The following is a 20,387-nucleotide window of genomic DNA, read 5'->3' on the forward strand; positions in this document are numbered from 1 at the left end:
CCATCTCTGCAAGTTACTGCAGGCGGACAGCCGTCGCGGGGCGGGCTTTCAGGAAAGCCTCGAAGGCCTGGTTGCCGTCGGTCGGCAGGGTCCAGTCTTCCAGCGACATCAGGGCGCCCATGGCCGCGGTCAGGTCGTCCGGAGACACCTCGCCGGGCGGCTGGAACTGGACGCCGGGGCCCTCGATCCGCACCGCGCGGCGGACCTTTCCGGCGCCGGCGACGAGGGTCTCGCCGTTCAGCGGACAGGCCTCGCTCATCAGCCAGCTGACGACCGGGGCGACGTACTCCGGCGGCATGGCCGAGCCGACTTCGTCGGTGACATAGGCCTCGGTCATGCCGGTCAGGGCGTAGGGGGCGACGGCGTTGGCGTGGACGCCCTTCGACGCGCCTTCCAGGGCGATCACCCGCATCAGCCCGATCAGCGCCGCCTTGGACGAGGAATAGGCCGCCATGCCGTGCACCCCGTGCAGGCCCGCCGCTGAGGTGGTGATGACGATCCGCCCGGCGCCCTGATCGCGCATATGCCGGTAGATCGGCAGGGTGGCGCTGACGGTGCCGAAATAGTTGATGTCGAAGACCGCGCGCAGCTCGGCCATCGTCTGCTTGTGCAGGCTCTTGGCCTCGGGGGCGCCGGCGTTGTTGACCAGCCCGTCGATGCGGCCGAAGGCGCTGAGGGCGGCGTCGAGCAGGCGCTCGCCCGCGTCATCCTGCTCCACTGCCAGAGGGCAGGCCACGGCCTCGCCGCCCATGGCCCGGATGCGCTCGACCACGGACTCCGCCGAGGCCGGCTGGCCTGACGCCCGGGGGCGCGTGTTCACGACCACCTTGGCCCCGCGCGACGCGAGATCCAGCGCATAGGCCAGACCCAGCCCACGCCCCGCTCCCGTGACCACGATGACCCGGTCTTTCAATGACCGTTGTTCCATCGGCCCCTCCCTGCTTGCGTAAAAAGACTTGCAAACTTGGTCCATTGGCGCAAGCTACTCTTCCTGTCGAGCTTCCGATCAATGAGAGGCCGCTGCCCTGGGGAGGGAAACGCTGATGAAGTTTGCACACGCTACAACTGCGTCCGCCGTCGCTCTGATCGCCGGCGCCATGCTCGCCTTGCCGGCCACCGCGCAGGAGACGCCGCAGGAGAGTTCAGCCGCATCGCTGGATGATGTGATTGTGACCGCGCAGCGGCGCGAGCAGAGCCTGCAGGAGGTGCCGATCGCCATCACCGCCTTCGGCGCCGAGACCCTGGAGCGCACGGCGGCGACGGGCATTTCGGATATCGCCGCCAAGGCGCCGGGCGTCACCCTGACCCAGTTCAACATCGGCGAGCCGCAGCTCTATATCCGGGGCGTCGGCACCTCGAGCGACTCGGCCGCGAGCGACCCGTCGATCGGTTTCTCGATCGATGAAGTGTCCATCGGCCGCTCGGGCGCCAGCGCCCTGTCCTTCCTCGACATCGAGCGGGTCGAGGTGCTGCGCGGGCCGCAGGGGACGCTGTATGGCCGCAACGCCTCGGGTGGGGCGCTGAACATCTATACGCGCAAGCCGGTGTTCGAGGATTCCGGCAGCATCACCGCCCGCATCGGCAGCTTCGATGAGTACGGGCTGGAAGGGGTGGTGAACCGCCAGCTGGGCGACGATTCCGCCATCCGCTTCGCCGCCCGCTACACCACCAATGACGGCTATGCCGAAAGCCTGCCGAGCGGCGAGGGGCTGGAGGGCGGAACGTCGTGGGGCGCGCGCCTGTCCTATCTGAAGGACATCGGCGACTGGAGCGTGCTGGTCAGCGGCGACTACTCCGAGGACGACATGGACGGCCACGCCCGGATCCCGGTCACGGCCTCGGGCACGGCGCCGGCCTTCGTCACCCTGATCGACAGCCTGCGCGCGGGCATGGACCGGCGGCAGAGCTTCTCGTCGCCCGACAACTATCAGGCGCGGACCAACTATGGCCTGACCGGTCGGGTCGAGCACTCCGGACAGGCCTTCGACTTCGTCTCCCTGACCTCGTACCGGGACAACGACTACAGCTGGCGCGACAACCTGGGCGGCCTGCCCTTCCCCGGCTTCCCGCTGTCGGTGGACAATCGCGCGTCGGAGGCGGCCACCCAGTTCAGCCAGGAGTTCCGGCTGGTCTCCAAACCGGATTCGGCCATCAACTGGGTCGCCGGCGCTTACTTCTTCCAGGAAGACATCGACCGCAGCGAGCGCTTCATCGTCAACACGGCCCTGCCGATCGCCCCGCCCTCGTTCGGTGGGGACACCACCTTCCTGCAGGACGCGACCAACCGCAGCTACGCCGTTTTCGGGCAGGCCAATATTCCGTTCGCGGAGATCTGGGAGCTGACCCTGGGCGCGCGCTGGACCTGGGACGAGCGCGAGATCCATCAGGTCGCGATCGACAACGAAGGCGGGGCCAATCCGCCGGTCGGCATCCCGCTCGGGCCGGGCGGCTCGCCCTACAATGTCAGCGGCAGCGAAAGCTTCAACGAGCCGACCTGGAAGATCGCCCTGGCGGTCGAGCCGGTCGACAACGTCCGCTTCTATGCAAGCTATGACCGGGGCTATAAGGCGGGGTCCTTCCCGTCGACGGCCCAGTCGGGCGCCCAGGCCTTGCTGCCGCTGGATTCGGAGCTGCTGGACAACTACGAGATCGGCGTGAAGTCGACCCTGATGGGCCGGTGGCGCCTGAACGCGGCGGCGTTCAAGCTCGATTACACCGACCTGCAGGTCTATGAGCTGCTGGGTCTGGCGCTGGTGACGTCCAACGCCCAGGCCGAAGTCGAGGGCTTCGAGATCGAGACCGCGCTGGCGCTGACGAACAACCTGACCATCGGGGGTTCGTACACCAGCCTGGACGCCAAATTCACCTCGGACGCGGTCTCCGGTCTGTCGGTCCTGCCCTACAACGGCAACACCCTGCCGCGCTCGCCGGACAGCCAGTACACCCTGTATGTCGACAGCGAGTGGGACGTGGCCGGCGGGGTTCTGGCGGCGCGGGCCGACTACCAGTGGACCGACGACTTCTACTTCGATCCGTCCAACAACCCGGAAGTCCTGTCGCCCGCGCACGAGTTGGTCAGCGCCTTCGTGTCGTGGGAATCCCCGACCGGTTTCAAGGTCTCCGTCTATGGCAAGAACCTGACGGACACCGAGTACCAGACCCATATCATCAAGAACGTGAGCGTCGGCTTCAGCGTCTTCGGGGCGCCGCGGTCGTTCGGCCTGGCCCTGACGCAGACCTTCTGATCCGGGCTTCCGGGTCTGAACGAGGATCAGGCGGCGCCGGAGCCTTCCGGCGCCGTCGCCTCGACTTCCCAACGGATGTTGCGCGGGTCCAGCAGGCGCCCGGTCTTCAGATCGCAGACGACCGGATGAATCGGCTCGCCGGTTCGCGTATCGACCAGCCGCAGTGGCACGCCGTCCGGGCACAGCCAGCGCTCGGCCCAGCCGTGCATGGCCATGATCATCGGGAACAGGTCCAGTCCCGCCTGGGTCAGCCGGTATTCAAAGCGCGGCGGCGCCTTCTGGTAGAGGCGCTTTTCCAGCACCCCGTGCAGCACCATCCGGTTCAGGCGGTCGGCCAGGATGTTGGTCGCCGCGCCCAGCGCCTCGTGGAACTCGTCGAACCGGCGCAGGCGGAAGAAGGCCGCGGCCAGCACCGCCCAGCTCCAGTAGTCGCCCATGATGTCGGTCGAGCGGTCGATGATCGCCCGATCCGTTTCCACCGGCTGGGTCCGGCGACGGCGGGAAGTCGGCGGGGCGATGGGCACGAGGCCTTCGCCCGCCTCGCCGCGCACATAGCGGGGCTCGATCGGATGGCCGCGCTCGTGATCGAAGATGGCCGGGGTCACGGCCTCGCCGGTGTGGCGGTCATAGAAGGCCAGGGCATAGCGTTCCTGCAGCGGCGAGCGCGCCCATTTGCGCTCCCACTGACCCTGCATGACCGCGACCCCGAACATGTCGAGGCCCATGTCGGTCAGGCGGTACTCCATGCGGGTCGGCGACTCCTTCGCCGGCCGCTGCTCCAGCAGACCGGCGGCGACCAGACGGTTCAGCCGGTCTGTCAGCACGCTGCGCGGCATGCCCAGCCGGTCGCGCCACTGGGAGAAGCGACGCGCGCCATAGAAGGCCTCGCGCAGGATCAACTGCGTCCAGGCGTCCCCCGTCACCGCGAACGCGCGCGCGACGGGATTTCCCATGATCAGATCGCGGGTGGAGATATGGTCCACGAGCCCTCGTTTCGGTCCTGCCCCGGACCGTTCTAGCACTCCCCGCGCCGAATCGCAGGTCTGTGACGTGAAGGGGCGCTTCTGAACGATAAATCCTGTTTTGCAAGTCAGTCGGCGGGGGTAGGGTGAGAGCCAGATCCGGATAACCGGACAGGTATGGGAGTTGAGCGTGCTGGATACGGTCGAGGACTTTCATCAGGCCCCGTGTCGGCCGATCCGGTTCGGCGATGTCGGGCTGGAGATCGAGCGCCGCGGCGACGGAACCCTGATCCTGTCGGCGAAGGCGCCGCTGGAGCCGTATGAGCAGAACCTGATGCGCCGCTTCTGGGCATGGGGCGAGACGCAGGGCGACAAGACCTGGATCGCGGAACGCGACGGCGAGGGCTGGCGCCGGCTTAGCTATGGCGAGGCGCGGCGGGATGTGTCGGCGGTGGCCAGCTGGCTGAAGGCGCGGGGCGTCCTGGCCAGCCGGTCGATCCTCGTCCTGTCGGGCAACACCCCGACCCATGCGCTGTGGATGTTCGGGGCGATGGCGGCGGGCGTGCCGATCTGCTCGGTCAGCGTGAACTATTCCCTGCTGAGCACCGATTTCGAGCGACTGCGCCATGTGGTCGATCTGGTGAAGCCGGCGGTGATCTTCGCCGAGACCGCCGACTTCGCCCGGGCGGCCGAGGCCATCGCGCCCGCCGACGCCGTGATCGTCAGCGCCGAGGTGGACGCCTTCCCGACCGGAGCCGTGGCTATTTCCGAGGTGCTGTCACGGCCCGACGTCGAGGGGATCGGGCGTGCGGTCGAGGCGCTCGATCCGACAGCCCCCGCCCGCTACCTGCTGACCTCCGGCTCGACCGGGCGGCCCAAGGCGGTGATCCACACCCAGGCGATGATGACCGGCAATACGGCCAGCGGATCGCAGGCCATGGGCGACGCCTTCGACTGGGGCGGAACCATGCTGGACTGGCTGCCCTGGAGCCATATCGCCGGTTCGTCCCTGCTGACCAACATCACCTGGCTGGGCGGGACCCTGCACATCGATGATGGCCGTCCGACCGCGACTGGTTTCGCGGCGACTCTGCGCAATCTGAAGGAGGTGCCGGTCCGGTTCTACGGCACCATGCCCAGCGGCTACGCCATGCTGGCCGATGCGCTGGAGGCGGATGAAGATTTGCGCCGGACCTTCTTCAGCGAACTGCGGGTCATGCTGTTCGGCGGGGCGGGCCTGCCCCAGCCCCTGCACGACCGGCTGCAGCGGCTGGCGGTGGCGACGACGGGACAGAGGTTCATGTTCGTGTCCGGCTATGGTTCGACGGAGACGGGGTCCGCCATCAGCTACACCTGGTGGGAGAGCACGCGGGTCGGCATCGGCCTGCCGGTGCCGGGCGCGGCGCTGAAGCTGGTGCCCGCCGACGGCGCCTATGAGGTGCGGGTCAAGGCGGCCAGCGTGACGCCCGGCTATCATGGCGACGACGCGCGGACGCGGGAGGTGTTCGACGAGGACGGCTTCCTGCGCATGGACGATCTGGCCGACTTCCACGACCCGGACGAGCCGCTGCTGGGCCTGTTCTTCGCCGGGCGGCGGGTGGAGCAGTTCAAGCTGGCCAATGGCACCTTCGTGGCGGCGGGGCGTCTGCGCACCGACCTGCTGGAGGCCCTGCCGGGGATGTTCCGCGACGTGGTCATCTGCGGCGAGGGGCAGGCCGACCTGCGGGTGCTGGCCTGGGCCGATCCGGAGGCGGAGCGACGACTGGGCGGGACGATGGGCGAGGCCGTGGCCGAAGGCCTGCGTCGCTACAACACCACCCACACCGGCCAGAGCGAGCGGTTGGCGGGGCTGCTGTTCCTCGACACGCCGCCGGACGTCGAAGGGCATGAGGTGTCAGACAAGGGCTCGATCAACCGGGCCATGGTCCTGCGCCGCCGCGCCGGGGATGTGGCGCGGCTCTATGCGGGCGGCGAGGGCGTGATCCTGCCCTGAGCGGGGGGCTCAGGCCCCCGCCTTCACCGCCTGCTCCCACGCCAGTTGGGCCAGTTCCGGGAATTCGTCCGCCCGCTTGCGGGCCTTGGGCGAGACGGCGTTGCCGCGGATCACCCGGCCCCGGATGCCGTGGATGATGGCGGCGAAGCGGAACATGTTGAAGGCCACGAAGACGTCGAGGTCGGGCAGGGCGCCGCGTCCGGTCCGCTCGGCATAGGCGGCGACGTAATCGCTCTCTGACGGGATGCCGAGCGCCTTGAGATCGCGCCCGGCCAGTCCGCCCAGATGCACCGGCATCCGGTACATCATCAGGTGATAGGCGAAGTCCGCCAGCGGGTGACCCAGGGTCGACAGCTCCCAGTCGATCACCGCCGCCACCTCGGGCCGGTCGGGGTGCAGGATCAGGTTGTCGATGCGGAAGTCGCCGTGGATGACCGAGGTCTCGTCGGGCAGGTCACGATCCGCCAGCCAGTCGGCCAGCCGGTCCATATTCTCGTCGCGCCCGGCGTCGACGTCCTCGCGATACTGGCGGGTCCACAGGGCGGTCTGCCGCTGCACGAAGCCGCCGCGACGGCCGTAGTCGCCGAGACCGAGCGCGTCGATGTCGAGGCTGTGCAGCCGAGCCAGCGTCGCGTTCATGGCGTCGAAGGTGGCGGTGCGCTCACCCGGATCGGCGATGTCGGTCGCCGGGTCCCACACGATCCGGCCCTCCACATGGGCCATCAGATAGAAGGCGGTGCCGATCACCTCCGGGTCCTCGCAGACGCCGAGGATGCGCGGGACGGGGAAGCCCGCCTCGCCCAGCGCGCCCATGACCCGCGCCTCGCGCAGCACGTCGTGGGCGCCCTTCAGCAGCGGCCCCGGCGGCTTGCGGCGCAGGACGAGGTTCAGGCCGCCGACGGTGACGCCATAGGTCGGGTTGGACTGGCCGCCCGAGAACTGGGTGATGGTCAGAGGACCGGGCGGGATCTCCATCCGCGTCCGCATCCACGCCTCCAGCGCCGCTGCGTCCAGCTCGAACCCGGCGCGCACGCCTGCATCTTCAATCATAGGGGACATCACTCAGAGAGATTGGCCGTCGTCGATCACGAAGACTCCGCCGGTGATCGGCGCGGCCTCGTCGCAGCCCAGCAGGATCAGGGTGGGGTCCAGCCCGTCGCCCGGCATCAGGCGACGGCGGGGAAAGCCCCGGATTTGCTTCTCGCCGCCGGGGCTGGAGAACCAGTCGGAGTTCATCTCCGTCTCCAGATAGCCGGGGCAGACGGCGTTGACGTTGATCCCCTCGCGCGCCCATTCGCGCGCCAGCCCCTTGCCCAGCGACACGACCGCGGCCTTGGAGGCGCAGTAGCCGACGAGGCCCGGCAGCTGCAGCTGGGCGCCGATGGAGGCGATCAGGACGATGCGGCCGCGTCCGGCCTCCGCCGTTCCGTTGGCCTTGAAGGCCCGCGCCGCCTCGCGGGCGGTCAGGAAGGCGCCGCGCACATTGACGGTGAACATCTGGTCGAACTCGCCCACCGGCGCGTCCAGCGCCATCCCCGGCAGGCCGATCCCGGCGTTGGCGTAGGCGGTGTGCAGCGGCCCCAGCGCGGCCTCGGCGCCGGCGATGCCGGCGATGACGCTGGCCTCGTCGGCGACGTCCATGGCCACGGCGAAGGCCTCGCCGCCGTCGGCCCTGATGGCTTCCACGAGGCTGGTCAGACGGTCGGTGCGGCGGGCGGCGACGGTGACCTTCGCCCCCTCGCGCGCGGCCACCCGGGCCAGATGCTCGCCGATCCCGGACGAGGCGCCGGTGATCAGGATGTGGCGGCCGGAAAGACGACCTTCAGCGGGCATGACGCAGCCTCGCCGAGCGGTCGGCGGAGCCGACGGAGGCGGGCGAGGCGCCGGCGCCCAGACCTTCCAGCCCTTCCGCTTCAAGCTCGACCATGGCCGTGCGCAGGTCGGCGATGCGGGCGGCGGCGGCGGCGATCTCGGCCTCCAGGAAACGGGCCACGCCCTCGCCGCCGTCGGTTGCGGTCAGCGCGGCGTGGATATCCGGCGTAGGCATGCCCAGCCGGCGCAGTCGGGCGATCAGGGCCGCCCGTTCGCGCTGGTCCACGTCATAGCAGCGTGCGCCGGACGACCGGCGACCCGCCGTCAGAAGGCCGATGTCCTCATAGTGCCTCAGCGCCCGCAGCGTCGTGCCCGTGCGCGCCGCCAGTTCGCGGATGCTGATCGCCGGCCGGTGCGCCGGACTGGTGGATGCCCTGTGGTGCAGCGGTACGACCGTCATCATTCCCTCCGTCACTTGCGTAACCGAACCTGCCGACATCAGTCCGTCTTTGCAAGTGACTTGGCCGCGCAGGGCGGCATCTTTCGCAACGCGCACGCGGGGCAGGCGACAGCAGCCCACCGACGGTGATGCGCGAACTTCAGATTTTCAGGGAAGGCTCGATCTTCCGCTTTCGGAAGAAGGAGAGAGTGGCGCACCCGAAGAGATTCGAACTCCTGACCCTCAGATTCGTAGTCTGATGCTCTATCCAGCTGAGCTACGGGTGCGCATGCCTCTCGGCGAGGGCGGGTCTCTACCCCACACGGATCAGGGGGGCAAGACCCGATGTCATGCTTTTCTGCAGGAAATCCGCGGCGACGGTTTCTGGGGTTCCGTTGACGGAGCGGAAGCGGCAGGGTGTCGGCCCTCCCCAAAGGCCTTCCAGAGTTCAAGATGCGCCACAGCCCCATCCGATCCGTCCGTTTGCTGGCGACCACCGTCGCGCTTCTCGGGCTGGCGGCGGCGGGCTGTTCGGGCGGGACCGGGGTTGTTTCGCCGCCCACGCCAGTGGCGCAGGCCGAGGCGCCGGCGGCGCGCGGGCCGTTCGTGGCCGCCGCCAATCCGCTGGCGGTCGAGGCCGGGATGCGGGTGCTGCGCGACGGGGGTTCGGCGGTGGACGCCGCCGTGGCCGTGCAGGCGGTGCTGGGCCTGGTGGAGCCGCAGTCGTCCGGCCTGGGTGGCGGCGCCTTCATGATGGTGTTCGACGCCGCCTCGGGCGAGGTGACCAGCTATGACGGGCGCGAGACCGCGCCGGCCGCGGCGACGCCCGAGCTGTTCTACGAGAACGGCCAGCCGCTGCCGTTCATGGATGCGGTGCTCAGCGGGCGCTCGACGGGCGCGCCCGGCGCGGTGGCCATGCTGGCGTTGGCGCAGAAGGAGCACGGCGCCCTGCCGTGGAGCGCGCTGTTCAGCGACGCCGAACGGCTGGCGCGCGATGGCTTCGTGGTCAGCCCCCGACTGGCCGGGATGATCGCCGGGCGCGCGGGCCAAGCCCGAACCCGCTGGGCCGACGCCTATTTCACCAAGCCGGACGGCGGGCGCTATGTCGCCGGCGATGTGCTGAAGAACCCCGAGTACGCCCGCACGGTCGCCGATCTGGCGGCCCAGGGGCCGGAGGTCTTCTATCGCGGCCGCATCGCCCAGGAGATCGCCGCCACGGTGGCGCAGGCGCCGCGGCCGGGCGCCCTGACCGCCGCCGACATCGCCGCCTATCAGCCGATCGAGCGCGGGGCCCTGTGCCGCCCGTACCGGATCTATGTGATCTGCGTCCCGCCGCCGCCGTCGTCGGGGGTGGCCGTGCTGCAGCTGCTGGCCATGGCCGAGCAGACACCGGACATTGAACTGGGGCCTGACAGCGCCGCCGCCTGGACCGCCTTCGCCCAGCTGCAGCGGCTGATGTACGCCGACCGCGATCGCTATGTCGGCGACCCGGGCTTTGTCGGCGTGCCGGTGCAGGGGCTGCTGGACCCGACTTATGTCGCATCGCGCGCGGCGCTGGCGCCGGGGCTGACGGGGGCGGCCCAGCCGGGCACGCCGCCGGGCGGGGTGCTGATGGGGCCTGACGCCACGCAGGAGCCCTCGGGCACGACCCATTTCGTCATCGTCGATGCGCAGGGCAACGCCGTCAGCATGACCACGACGGTGGAAAGCGTCTTCGGCTCGGGCCGGATGGCGGGCGGCTTCTTCCTGAACAACCAGCTGACCGACTTCTCGTTCGCCCCGACGCGGGCGGACGGCGGGCCGGCGGCGAATGCGGTGGCGGCGGGCAAGCGGCCGCGCTCGTCCATGTCGCCGATCATCGTGCTGGACCGGCAGGGGCGGCTGGTCGGCGCCTTCGGCTCGCCGGGCGGTCCCTCGATCCTGGCCTACAACACCAAGGCGCTGATCGGGGTGCTGGACTGGAGCCTGCCGGTGCAGCAGGCCTTCGCCCTGCCCAATCTGGTCGCGCGCGGCGACGGTTTCGGCGCCGACACGGATCGCTTCCCGGAGGCGGTGCGCGAGGGGATGGCCGCCAATGGCGTCACCCTGCGCCCCAACGCCAGCGAGAACTCCGGCCTGCACGGCGGCATCTGGCGTCAGCGCCCGGACGGCCAGTGGGCCTGGGACGGCGGCGCCGACGACCGCCGCGAGGGTGTGGCGAGAACGGAATAGGTTCCAGGTTCCAGGGGCCAGGTTTTAGGGATAGGGGGGCGGGAGCTCTCCCTGGAACCTGGCCCCTAGAACCTGGAACCTTATTCGGGCTTAATGCTCAGCTGGAAGGCGATCAGGCCTTCGGAGACGTCGGTGTCGATGCCCGGACCGGCGTTGAAGCCCTCGATGCTGACCTCGCGATAGACGAGGCCGATGGAGCTCTGCATGGCGCCCCGGCGCATGGCCACGCCGATCGAGGCGTCGCCCATGAAGTTGCCGCTGTCGTGAGTGACGCCGGAGCGGGCATAGTCGCCGTCACGGGTGCGGGCGAAATTGTAGCCCACGGCCCGGCCCGAACCGGCGGCGTACAGATACCAGCGCTGGCGCTCGCCGAAGGCCTCCTGGCCCTCGGGCACCATCCGCTCCAGATCACGGCCGATCCGCAGCGTGGCGCCGGCCTCGGTCGAGCCGCCCCGGCTGCCCACGCCGACGCCGACGTGGGGGGTCAGGGTGACGTCCAGACCCGACTGAGTACGGCCTAGGGTGCCGGTCCAGCCGCGGGTGTAGGTGACGTCGTAGTGTTCGGTTTCCACCGCCGCCGGGTCCATCGGCCCAACGGGCACGGGGGCGCCGTCCTCGCGACGGATGCGGCCTTCGGTGCGCAGGCGCAGGCGGTCATTGTAGGCGCCGCCGTCGAACCAGACATCGCGGTTCGACACGGCCCAGGCCCCGCGCTCGTTCGGGGTGAAGCCGTCACGATCCGCGATCTCCTCGAAGCCGCGGTCATTGGCCTCGGCGAAGCGGGCGTCGCGGTCGATGCGGGTCAGAAGATCGGAGACAGTGGTGGGGCGCTCGCGGGACACGGCCCACGGATCGGCGATGGCGACCTGTCCCGACGCGAGTTCGCCCGCGACGGCGGACGCCGCGCAGGCTCCACAGGCCAGAACTCCGGCAACAATCGCCGTAACACGCATCAACGGTCCCCTCGTCCGCCAACGGGATGAGCCTGCATGATCCAGGCCGTCCCGCCAACCGACATTTTCAAAACACATCCTTGTCCGGATTACGGCTGGGGATGGGGCGGAGTTCCGTATGGTGACGCTTGGGTGGCGGGCGCCTGGGTCTGGGACATGAAAAGGGGACGGGAGCCGAAGCCGCCGTCCCCTCATTCAGTCTGTCTATATCGGCCTTACTGGCAGGCCAGGCACTCGTCGTAGTCGGTACGGGCGGCCGAGAAGAGATCCGGCTGGTTCGGATCGACCTCGGCGTCGGCCTTGTCTTCCGAGCCGGCGAAGGCGGCGCGCTGAACCGATTTGGAACGCAGATAGTAGAGCGACTTCACGCCGGTCTCCCACGCGCGCCAGTGCAGCATGTGCAGGTCCCACTTCTCCACGTCGCCGGGGATGAAGAGGTTGATCGACTGGGCCTGGCAGATTTCCGGGGCGCGGTCGGCCGACAGTTCGACGACCCAGCGCTGGTCCAGTTCGAAGGCCGTCTTGAACACGCCCTTCTCTTCGTCGTTCAGGGCATCGAGGTGCTGGACCGAGCCTTCGTGCTCGAGGATCGAGTTCCACACGGCCTCGGTGTCGATGCCCTTCTCGCCCAGCAGTTTCTGGAGATAGGGGTTCTTGACCGCGAACGAGCCCGACAGGGTCTTGTGGGTGTAGATGTTGGCCGGGATCGGCTCGATGCCGGCCGAGGTGCCGCCGCAGATGATCGAGATCGAGGCGGTCGGGGCGATGGCCATCTTGTGGCTGAAGCGCTCCATCACGCCACGCTCGGCGGCGTCCTCGCACGGACCCTTCTCTTCGGCCAGCAGGCGGCTGGCCTTGTCGGCCTCGCGACGCAGGTGTTTGAACAGGCGCATGTTCCACGACTTGGCCATGGCGCTTTCGAAGGCCACGCCCTGCGACTGCAGGAAGGAGTGGAAGCCCATCAGGCCCAGACCGACCGAACGCTCGCGCTTGGCCGAATAGACGGCGGCGGCCATGGCCGGCGGAGCGCGGCGGATGAAGTCTTCCAGCACGTTGTCGAGGAAGCGCATCACGTCCTCGATGAACTGCGGCTCCTCACGCCATTCCAGGAAAGTCTCGGCGTTGACCGACGACAGGCAGCAGACCGCGGTGCGGTCGACGCCCAGGTGGTCGCGGCCGGTGTGCAGCATGATCTCGGCGCACAGGTTGGACTGCTTGACCGACAGGCCCAGATCCTTCTGGTGCTGCGGCATGGCGCGGTTCACCGTGTCGGAGAAGATCAGGTACGGCTCGCCGGTCTGCATCCGGATGTCGAGGATCTTCTGCCACAAGGTGCGGGCGTCGACCGTCTTCATCACTTCCTTGTTCTTGGGCGAGACCAGATCGAAGGTCTTGCCGTCGCGAACGGCTTCCATGAAGGCGTCGGTGATCGAGATGCCGTGGTGCAGGTTCAGGGACTTGCGGTTGAAGTCGCCCGACGGTTTGCGGATTTCGAGGAACTCCTCGATCTCCGGGTGGTGGATGTCCAGGTAGACGGCGGCCGAACCGCGACGCAGCGAGCCCTGCGAGATCGCCAGGGTCAGCGAGTCCATCACGCGGATGAAGGGGATGATGCCCGAGGTCTGGCCCGCGCCCTTGACCTTCTCGCCGATGGAGCGGACGCCGCCCCAGTAGGTGCCGATGCCGCCGCCGTTCGAGGCCAGGGCGACGTTCTCGTTCCAGACGTTCTGGATGCCGTCCAGCGAGTCGCCGACCGCGTTCAGGAAGCAGGAGATCGGCAGGCCGCGATCGGCGCCGCCGTTCGACAGCACCGGGGTCGCCGGCATGAACCACAGCTTCGACATATAGTCGTAGACGCGCTGGGCGTGCTCGGCGTTGTCCGAGAAGGCGGTCGCCACGCGGGCGAACATGTCCTGGTAGCTTTCGCCGGCCAGCAGATAGCGGTCCTCAAGGGTCTTCTTGCCGAAGTCCGTGAGCAGATCATCCCGCGAACGGTCGATCTGGATCGAAGGAACGAGCGACAGGTGGGGGCGAGCCTCGCCCTCGGCGCCTGCAACCGTCTGGAATTCCATCGTCTTCAACGCTTCGCCGCCAGCCATTTCGATCGCCGCCCTGAACAAAAAAGAGAAGGGGTATCCCTGCGTCCCGACCACAAGACCTAGTGGTTGGAGCGCTCCCCGAGCCAACATATGGGAGCCAGATGGTTGATGACCCGTCAACGGGCTTGACGATCACTTTCTGGGCGAATCGACATCTTGGCGGGGGATTAGCCTGTGGACAGGCCGCGACGCGGGCGTGACACGGTCATGCCACATTTGATCACGAACGCGTGATGGGAACGTCCCACAAACGTGACCGTTAGCTTGGCCATGACCGGGGAACAGCAAGTCGTTTTCTGGCGTCGCGCATTGCGTGTCGCCCGATCCGAAATCGCGGCTTTGACCGCACTCATGATCATCGCTCTGGGCGTCGCCACCTTTGTCGAGGTGGCCGACGACATGACCGAGGCGGACGGACAGATGTTCGATCTGCAGATCCTGCACTGGCTCCAGCCCGTGCCGGGCGAGCCGCGCGGCCCCTGGTGGCTGCATGAAGCCATGGCCGACCTGACCTCCCTGGGCGGGATCTCGGTCCTGACCCTGTTCGCCGTCATCGCTTTCAGCTTCCTGATGATCCAGAAGAAGCGGTTGTCGGCCCTGCTGCTGGTCGTCGGCCTGATCGGCGGCGTCATGCTCAGCGAAGGGCTGAAGGCGGTGTTCGAGCGCGAGCGGCCGCCGGTCGCCTATCAGGCGGTCGAAACCATCAACGCCAGCTTCCCGTCCGGCCACGCCCTGCTGTCGACGGTCTTCTATCTGACGCTCGGCGTCATGCTGACCCGCGCCTTCCCGCAGAAGCGGTTCAAGGCCTTCGTGCTGGGCAGCGCCATGCTGATCGCCCTGCTGATCGGCCTGACCCGAATCTATCTGGGCGCCCACTGGGCCTCCGACGTCATCGCCGGCTGGTGCGCGGGCGCCGCCTGGGCCATGGCCCTGTGGCTGGTCGCCTATGCGGTGGAGCGTCGTCAGAGCGCGGCGCATGCGCGGCTGCAGGATGAGGAGGCGGGGTGATCTAACCCGGGTTCTCCCTTTCAGCTTGAAGCTGTATGCGAGGGCGAAACGATGCTCGGGGGAGCCACATGGCCAGAAGTTTTACAGCGGCGCTTAAGGGTGTCGCTCGCGCGTCCGCGCAGGCCCATCGCGCCAGTGTTCGCGCGCAAGTCGCCCACGGCCGAGCGATGGAGCGACAAGCACGCGCAAATGTGCGTGCGGCCCGCCAAGAATATCTGGAGGACAGGGCCGTGGAAGTGCTCGAACTTAACGAGGATCTTGATGCGCTGAACGATGAATTGAATGGGTTGTTGGTGGACAGCCTTGCCAACCGTTCCTCGGTGGACATCGCCGCACTCAGGAAGGTGCTTGATCTCTCTGAGTTGCCGCGAGCTCTCCAAGCGATCCGGAAGCCGAATCCTGCTGATTTTGCGCCCAAGCCGCTTGGCCTGATGGACAAGCTGGTTCCGGGCGCCGCCAAACGGTTCGAGAATGACCGCGCGAAGGGAGAACGGCAGCTACAGGTGGCGATGGAGGAGTATGATTTCTTGGCCTCCAAGCGCGCGAGCGCCGTTGAAGCGCTTGTTGCGTCAGTAGACATGCACAATGCCGAGATCGATGCGTTTGAAGTCGGGCTCAAACAAGGTGACCCCGATGCGATCAAGGCCTACTTCGAACTGGTGCTGGCGAACTCTGAATACCCGGACGCTTTCCCGAGTTCACACCGTGTCGGCTACGTGCCGGAATCCCGCCAGCTGATCGTCGATCTCCAACTCCCGACCCTGAAGCAGGCTACGCCAGCCGTAGAGCGCTATACGTTCGTCAAATCCGCTGATGAAATCCGGGAGAAGTCACGGTCCGAAAAGTCGCGCAAGGAGCAGTATCTGGGAGTGATCTCGCAGATCGCGCTGCGTTCGGTGAATGAGGTGTTTTCGGCGTTGGAGCCGTCAGCTGTCGATCTGGTGGTGTTCAATGGCTTTGTGGCCGCCATCGACCCCGCCACGGGGAAGGAGGTCCGGCCATACGTCATCTCTCTGCGTGTTCATCGCGATGCTTTCGCCGGGCTTGAGCTCCGGTCGGTTGACCCGGCAGCTTGTCTGAAACGGCTACACGCAGCGGTTTCACGCAGTCCCGATGAACTGGCCGCGATCAAGCCGGTGGTCGACATCAACATGGCTGACCCGAGGTTTATCGACGAGCAGGACGTTTTGGCGATGCTGGATAGCCGCCCGAACCTGATGGATTTGACCCCTGGGGAGTTTGAATCCCTGATCACCAATCTGTTCCAGAGCATGGGCTTGGAAACCAAACTCACTCAGGCCTCACGGGACGGCGGGGTGGATTGCGTCGCGTTTGATCCCCGTCCGGTCTTGGGTGGCAAGGTCGTTGTTCAGGCCAAGCGATACAAGAACACCGTGGGGGTCAGCGCGGTGCGAGATCTGTTCGGCACAATGCATAATGAGGGTGCGTCAAAGGGCATCCTTGTGACCACCAGCGGCTACGGAAAGGCCGCCTTTGATTTCGCGGGAGGCAAGCCAATCGAGCTCCTGTCGGGCAGCAACCTGCTCTATCTGCTCAAGGAGCATGCTGGAATCGACGCGATAATCGAGGCCCCTGACGACTGGAAAGACCCGGTGCTCGACGTGTCTTCCTAGACCTCAAACACCCGGTACGGCTGATCCCCAAGTGTCCTGAGCACCGGCAGGGCGACGTTGTAGACGGGGACGCCCTTGTGGGTCTTGCCCTCGTGAGCGCCGCGGTGGGCGTGGCCGTGGACGACCAGGCTGACGTTGTCATAGCGGTCGATCGTTTCGCCCAGACGCGATGAGCCCAGGAAGGCGTGGATCTCGGGCGGCTCGCCCATCACCGTGTCGACCACCGGGGAGTAGTGCAGCAGGACGACCGAGCGTTCGGTGCGCAGCATGCGGATGGAGTTCTCGATCTGGTTGGCGTCCTCGACCGCCTCCTGGACAAAGGCCTTAATGGTCGCCTCGCCGAAGGGACTGAGCATGTAGCGGCCGAAGCCGCCGACGAAGCCCTTGCCGCCCGCGAAGCCGACGCCCTCGATCTCATAAGCCTGACCGGTCAGCATCTGGACCCCGGCGTCGCACAGCATCTTCGTCACATGTTCGGGCTGACCGCACTCATGCTCGTGATTGCCCAGCACCCCGACCATGGGAATCTTGCAGGCCCGGATGTCCTCCAGAAGGATCTCCACCTCGCGCGTCTTGCCGAAATTCACCAGGTCGCCGCACAGGCACAGGACGTCGGCGTCGTCCGAGACCCGCTCGAACAGCTCGCGGTGCGGCCGCTCGTGGTTCTCGCCCACATGCAGATCGCCGACGGCGGCCACGCGCAGCTTCTTCGTCGGTCCGGCGTCAAGGCCGGGCTGAGGCGTCTGGGGATCGATGGGGGTGTCGGTCATGCGGTCACTCCACGCTCAAGCCGCGAACCGCCGCGCGGCGAGCGATAGCGCGCCTTCATGCGCTCAAGCCGCGAGCCGCCACGCGGCAAGCGATAGCGCGCCTTCATGCGCTCAAGCAGCGAGCCGCCGCGCGGCGAGCGATAGCGCGCTTCAATGTATGGGGTCATGGCGCTCCTCCAGCCCCTTGCCCACGACGTCGCCGAAGCCCCACTGGGTGATGTCGGCGATATAGTCGCGCGGGCTGAATAGGCGGCCGCGGCAGACCTTGATCCGCGGGGCCGGCAGGTCGACCTGGGCGCGCAGGCGCTCGTTCAGTTCGACGATCAGCCAGCCGGGCACGCGGTCCCTCTCGGTGGGGTAGGCGAAGCGGAAGTTCAGCAGGTGGGCGAACAGAACCTCCCAGTAGAGGTCCATCTGGTCCAGCAGGCTCTTCCAGTCGATGGCGTCGGACTGCTTCAGGATGACGTGGTTCACGTCGGCGCCGTCGTAGCGATAACGGTCCTGGATGAAGACCTTGGACAGGATCAGGGCCGTCGGCGGCGTGATGCCGACCTCGTGGCCATAGACGTGGATCGTGTCGCCGCCAAACCAGCTGTCGTTCACGGCGATGGTGCCGTTCGACATGGCGAAGATCACGTCGAAGAAATGCTCCCCCTGCCAGACCTTGGCGATCCAGCGTTCGTCCTCGACGTCGGTCCGGTAACCGCGCGCCTGGAAGAAGGCGAGGATGCGGGGGTAGTCGCCGGGCTTGCAGAAGACGTCCAGGTCCTTGGTCGGCCGACTGATGCCCGTATAGGCCGTCACGGCGTAGGTGCCGGACAGCAGGAAGGGGATGCCGCTCTCCTTCAGCAGGCGCAGGGATTCCTCATAGAAGGCGAGGGCGTCCTCGGGGGGGTGGAAACTCGGCTCGGCGATTATGTCTGACATGGCGTTCCTCCGCGACGCGGCGGGAGGGCGGCGCGGGTCAAAAAACGGCTCCGCCTCACTCCCGGTTCCGTCCGGCGCCGGACACCCGCGTTAGGGGAAACCCCTCATGGGGCCTCTGCTCACTTTGTTTACGGATTGAGGCGTAACGGTATTCTATCAGTTGGAGCCTTGGAGGGCCTCCTGTTGCAGGGTCGTTGGCGTCTGTTCAGACACGAAGCGGGCCGGGTTGCTGGCCCGGCGCCCTGGGCCTACGTCCTCCTCTTCCTTCTGTCCCAGTTCATCGGTCACTGGAGCACCGCGACCTTCTCGACGGTCACCGTCTGGCTGTCGAACGGCATCATGGTCGCCGCCCTGCTGCAACTGCACCGCCGCCCGGCCGTGCTGGTGATCGCGGCCTGTTTCGCCATCAACCTGTTCTCCAACATCCTGCGCGGCGACCCGGGCGTGCTGCTGTGGGTCAACGCCCTGATGAACATGGGGCTGGCCTGGCTGGTCGCGGTGCAGACCCGGCGCTTCTGCGGCGCGGCGCTGGACATGCGTCGTCCGAGGCGTTTCGTGCGCTTCGCCATCATCTCGCTGGTCTCGGTGACCGTGATCGCCACCATCGGGATCACCATCCTGTGGGGCATGCGCCAGCCGCCGCTGCCGCTGCTGCTGTTCACCTTCCAGTCGTTCGCCAGCGTGGAACTGATGGGGCTGCTGCTGGTCACGCCGGTGCTGCTGCTGTTCGCCCGCGCGCATCGGTTCAAGTCGGTCGCGCCCGCGTCGGCCCTGGAGACCGTCCTGTTGATGGCGGTGATGATCACGGTGACTGCGGGCGTCTTCCTGCAGGACCAGGCGCCGCTGCTGTTCCTCGCCTTCCTGCCGATGCTGGCGATCACCCTGCGTCTGACCCCGACGTGGGCGGGAATGGCCCTGCTGATCATGGCGGCCATCAGCGGGACCGCTACCCTGACCGGCCATGGCCCGGTCAGCCTGTTCCAGCCCTCGCCCGTCGTCGGTCTGGAAGCCGTGCCGCTGATCGTCCGCCAGCTCAGCATCTACAATGTCTTCATGCTGGCCATGGTCGCGATGGTGCTGCCGCTGTCGACGCTGATGAGCGAGCGGCGCCAGCTGGAGATGCGGCTGCGCGCCCGGACCCTGATCGCCCAGGAGGCTCGCCGTCGGGCCGAGGAGGCCTCGGCCGCCCGCTCCCGCTTCCTGGCGGTGATGAGCCATGAGATGCGGACGCCCCTGAACGGCGTCGCCGGCTTCGCCGACCTTCTGGCCGCCCGCACGGACATGCATCCGGAGGCGCTGCATCAGGTGCGCCAGATCCGGGAGTCCGGCGACGGCCTGCTGATCCTCATCGAGGACATCCTGGACTTCGCCCATGGCGATGACGCCCTGACGCCCGAACCGCTGGATCTGGCGGCCGTGGCCTGTGAGGCGATGACGCCCAGTCGCGGCGCCGCCGCCGCCCGCGATCTGTCGCTGACCATTGATAACCGTCTGCCGCGCGGCGCCCGCTTCGCCTGCGATCGCCGGGCCCTGCGCCAGACCCTGCATCCGCTGGTCGCCAATGCGGTGAAGTTCACCGAGGCGGGCGAGGTGAAGGTGCGGCTGGACTGGCATTCCGGCGGGATGATCATTCGCGTCTCCGACACCGGCATCGGCATTCCGCCCGAAGCCATGCCCGATCTGTTCGAGGCCTTTGAACAGGGCGACGCCTCCATCGGCCGACGCCATTCCGGCGCGGGACTGGGCCTGGCCCTCGTCGCCCGCCATGTGAAGCGCATGGGCGGCCGGATCGAGGTCGACAGCGTGGTCGGGGAGGGCTCGACCTTCACCCTGCATCTGCCGCTGGAACGGTTGGCCGATGCGGTTGTCGAAGCGGCCCCCGAGCCTGTCCCGGCCGAGATCGCCGCGCCCGTCGCTGAACAGGAGGCGCGCGCGCCCCGGGTGCTGGTCGTGGACGACCATCCGGTCAATCGCGAGGTCGCCCGCATCATGCTGCAGGCGCTGGGCTGCGAGGTCATCGAGGTCTGCGACGGTGTCGAGGCGGTCGAGGCGGTCGGGGCCGAGGCGTTCGATCTGGTCCTGATGGATGTGCGCATGCCGCGCATGGACGGACTGGAGGCCACGCGGCGGATCCGCGGCCTGCCGGGCCAGACCGGCGATGTGGCCATTGTCGCCATGACCGCCGACGCCATGCCCGAGGATGTCGTCCGCTGCCTCGCCGCCGGCATGAACGCCCACATGGCCAAGCCGGTCAGCCAAGCGGGCCTGTTCGACGCCGTCAGCCGCGCCCTGTCCGGCGACCTTCCGGACGGCACGATCGGCCGCGCGGCCTGA

Annotated in this window: 16 protein-coding genes and 1 tRNA gene; 6 read left to right on the forward strand and 11 right to left on the reverse strand. The window is 67.7% G+C overall.

Annotated elements, in window-relative coordinates:
• Window positions 1-13 precede the first annotated feature (13 nt).
• Window positions 14-928 (reverse strand): SDR family NAD(P)-dependent oxidoreductase, encoded by a 915-nt coding sequence (locus tag ACFQQC_RS05680; RefSeq protein WP_376860517.1) that lies wholly within the window; start codon window positions 926-928, stop codon window positions 14-16.
• A gap of 115 nt (window positions 929-1,043) precedes the next feature.
• Here ACFQQC_RS05680 and ACFQQC_RS05685 point away from each other — a divergent pair, with 115 nt between their 5' ends.
• Complete coding sequence (locus ACFQQC_RS05685; protein ID WP_376860519.1) at window positions 1,044-3,245, forward strand: TonB-dependent receptor; 2,202 nt, start codon at window positions 1,044-1,046, stop codon at window positions 3,243-3,245.
• Window positions 3,246-3,271: 26 nt separating this feature from the next.
• On the opposite strand, the gene ACFQQC_RS05690 is transcribed toward ACFQQC_RS05685, so the two are convergent.
• Entirely contained in the window at window positions 3,272-4,228 is a 957-nt protein-coding gene (locus ACFQQC_RS05690) for a winged helix-turn-helix transcriptional regulator (protein ID WP_376860520.1), read from the reverse strand.
• A gap of 169 nt (window positions 4,229-4,397) precedes the next feature.
• Here ACFQQC_RS05690 and ACFQQC_RS05695 point away from each other — a divergent pair, with 169 nt between their 5' ends.
• Window positions 4,398-6,200 (forward strand): AMP-binding protein, encoded by a 1,803-nt coding sequence (locus ACFQQC_RS05695; RefSeq protein ID WP_376860522.1) that lies wholly within the window; start codon window positions 4,398-4,400, stop codon window positions 6,198-6,200.
• Between the two features lie 9 nt (window positions 6,201-6,209).
• Here ACFQQC_RS05695 and ACFQQC_RS05700 read toward each other — a convergent pair whose 3' ends face one another.
• The 4 genes from ACFQQC_RS05700 to ACFQQC_RS05715 form a co-directional block, all read right to left on the reverse strand.
• Window positions 6,210-7,250, reverse strand: a complete 1,041-nt coding sequence (locus ACFQQC_RS05700; protein ID WP_376860524.1) for a phosphotransferase family protein — start codon at window positions 7,248-7,250, stop codon at window positions 6,210-6,212.
• A gap of 12 nt (window positions 7,251-7,262) precedes the next feature.
• Window positions 7,263-8,033 (reverse strand): SDR family NAD(P)-dependent oxidoreductase, encoded by a 771-nt coding sequence (locus ACFQQC_RS05705; RefSeq protein WP_376860526.1) that lies wholly within the window; start codon window positions 8,031-8,033, stop codon window positions 7,263-7,265.
• Entirely contained in the window at window positions 8,023-8,472 is a 450-nt protein-coding gene (locus ACFQQC_RS05710; RefSeq protein ID WP_376860528.1) for a MerR family transcriptional regulator, read from the reverse strand. Before ACFQQC_RS05710 ends, ACFQQC_RS05705 begins: the two co-directional genes overlap by 11 nt.
• 189 nt (window positions 8,473-8,661) lie before the next feature.
• Window positions 8,662-8,738 (reverse strand) — tRNA-Arg (locus ACFQQC_RS05715).
• Window positions 8,739-8,904: 166 nt separating this feature from the next.
• Here ACFQQC_RS05715 and ACFQQC_RS05720 point away from each other — a divergent pair.
• Window positions 8,905-10,662 carry a gamma-glutamyltransferase family protein gene (locus ACFQQC_RS05720; RefSeq protein WP_376860530.1) on the forward strand — a complete coding sequence of 586 codons (1,758 nt, stop codon included), beginning with the start codon at window positions 8,905-8,907 and terminating at the stop codon, window positions 10,660-10,662.
• 80 nt (window positions 10,663-10,742) lie between these two features.
• Here ACFQQC_RS05720 and ACFQQC_RS05725 read toward each other — a convergent pair whose 3' ends face one another.
• Both ACFQQC_RS05725 and ACFQQC_RS05730 read right to left on the reverse strand, forming a co-directional pair.
• Window positions 10,743-11,615: a lipid A-modifier LpxR family protein gene (locus ACFQQC_RS05725; protein ID WP_376860532.1), complete on the reverse strand. Its 873-nt coding sequence runs from the start codon at window positions 11,613-11,615 to the stop codon at window positions 10,743-10,745.
• A gap of 215 nt (window positions 11,616-11,830) precedes the next feature.
• Window positions 11,831-13,720 carry a ribonucleoside-diphosphate reductase subunit alpha gene (locus tag ACFQQC_RS05730; protein ID WP_376860865.1) on the reverse strand — a complete coding sequence of 630 codons (1,890 nt, stop codon included), beginning with the start codon at window positions 13,718-13,720 and terminating at the stop codon, window positions 11,831-11,833.
• Between the two features lie 345 nt (window positions 13,721-14,065).
• Between ACFQQC_RS05730 and ACFQQC_RS05735 the strand changes: the two genes are divergently transcribed.
• The gene (locus tag ACFQQC_RS05735; RefSeq protein WP_376860534.1) at window positions 14,066-14,722 is read left to right on the forward strand and encodes a phosphatase PAP2 family protein; all 657 of its coding nucleotides are present in this window, start codon (window positions 14,066-14,068) and stop codon (window positions 14,720-14,722) included.
• 68 nt (window positions 14,723-14,790) lie between these two features.
• A complete protein-coding gene (locus ACFQQC_RS05740; RefSeq protein ID WP_376860535.1) occupies window positions 14,791-16,356 on the forward strand; it encodes a restriction endonuclease in 1,566 nt (521 codons plus the stop codon).
• Here the strand turns inward: ACFQQC_RS05740 and ACFQQC_RS05745 are convergent.
• From ACFQQC_RS05745 to ACFQQC_RS05755, 3 genes are read right to left on the reverse strand one after another with little or no spacing between them, the layout of a single operon-like run.
• Window positions 16,353-17,126 carry a metallophosphoesterase gene (locus ACFQQC_RS05745; protein WP_376860537.1) on the reverse strand — a complete coding sequence of 258 codons (774 nt, stop codon included), beginning with the start codon at window positions 17,124-17,126 and terminating at the stop codon, window positions 16,353-16,355. The two genes, ACFQQC_RS05740 and ACFQQC_RS05745, sit on opposite strands and share 4 nt — an antisense overlap.
• The gene (locus tag ACFQQC_RS05750) at window positions 17,123-17,293 is read right to left on the reverse strand and encodes a hypothetical protein (RefSeq protein ID WP_376860539.1); all 171 of its coding nucleotides are present in this window, start codon (window positions 17,291-17,293) and stop codon (window positions 17,123-17,125) included. Before ACFQQC_RS05750 ends, ACFQQC_RS05745 begins: the two co-directional genes overlap by 4 nt.
• Window positions 17,277-18,053 carry a hypothetical protein gene (locus ACFQQC_RS05755; protein WP_376860541.1) on the reverse strand — a complete coding sequence of 259 codons (777 nt, stop codon included), beginning with the start codon at window positions 18,051-18,053 and terminating at the stop codon, window positions 17,277-17,279. The genes ACFQQC_RS05750 and ACFQQC_RS05755 overlap by 17 nt, the downstream gene beginning before the upstream one ends.
• A 183-nt stretch (window positions 18,054-18,236) precedes the next feature.
• Between ACFQQC_RS05755 and ACFQQC_RS05760 the strand changes: the two genes are divergently transcribed.
• The gene (locus ACFQQC_RS05760) at window positions 18,237-20,387 is read left to right on the forward strand and encodes an ATP-binding protein (RefSeq protein ID WP_376860543.1); all 2,151 of its coding nucleotides are present in this window, start codon (window positions 18,237-18,239) and stop codon (window positions 20,385-20,387) included.

Source organism: Brevundimonas sp. GCM10030266 (genome assembly GCF_042666595.1).
Lineage (GTDB): Bacteria > Pseudomonadota > Alphaproteobacteria > Caulobacterales > Caulobacteraceae > Brevundimonas.

Bases quoted from the DNA above. Each gene is read 5' to 3' on its own strand.
- ACFQQC_RS05680 (WP_376860517.1), bottom strand. From the start codon at position 928: ATGGAACAACGGTCATTGAAAGACCGGGTCATCGTGGTCACGGGAGCG.
- ACFQQC_RS05685 (WP_376860519.1), top strand. From the start codon at position 1,044: ATGAAGTTTGCACACGCTACAACTGCGTCCGCCGTCGCTCTGATCGCC.
- ACFQQC_RS05700 (WP_376860524.1), bottom strand. From the start codon at position 7,250: ATGATTGAAGATGCAGGCGTGCGCGCCGGGTTCGAGCTGGACGCAGCG.
- ACFQQC_RS05705 (WP_376860526.1), bottom strand. From the start codon at position 8,033: ATGCCCGCTGAAGGTCGTCTTTCCGGCCGCCACATCCTGATCACCGGC.
- ACFQQC_RS05710 (WP_376860528.1), bottom strand. From the start codon at position 8,472: ATGACGGTCGTACCGCTGCACCACAGGGCATCCACCAGTCCGGCGCAC.
- ACFQQC_RS05720 (WP_376860530.1), top strand. From the start codon at position 8,905: ATGCGCCACAGCCCCATCCGATCCGTCCGTTTGCTGGCGACCACCGTC.
- ACFQQC_RS05725 (WP_376860532.1), bottom strand. From the start codon at position 11,615: ATGCGTGTTACGGCGATTGTTGCCGGAGTTCTGGCCTGTGGAGCCTGC.
- ACFQQC_RS05735 (WP_376860534.1), top strand. From the start codon at position 14,066: ATGATCATCGCTCTGGGCGTCGCCACCTTTGTCGAGGTGGCCGACGAC.
- ACFQQC_RS05740 (WP_376860535.1), top strand. From the start codon at position 14,791: ATGGCCAGAAGTTTTACAGCGGCGCTTAAGGGTGTCGCTCGCGCGTCC.
- ACFQQC_RS05745 (WP_376860537.1), bottom strand. From the start codon at position 17,126: ATGACCGACACCCCCATCGATCCCCAGACGCCTCAGCCCGGCCTTGAC.
- ACFQQC_RS05750 (WP_376860539.1), bottom strand. From the start codon at position 17,293: ATGACCCCATACATTGAAGCGCGCTATCGCTCGCCGCGCGGCGGCTCG.
- ACFQQC_RS05755 (WP_376860541.1), bottom strand. From the start codon at position 18,053: ATGTCAGACATAATCGCCGAGCCGAGTTTCCACCCCCCCGAGGACGCC.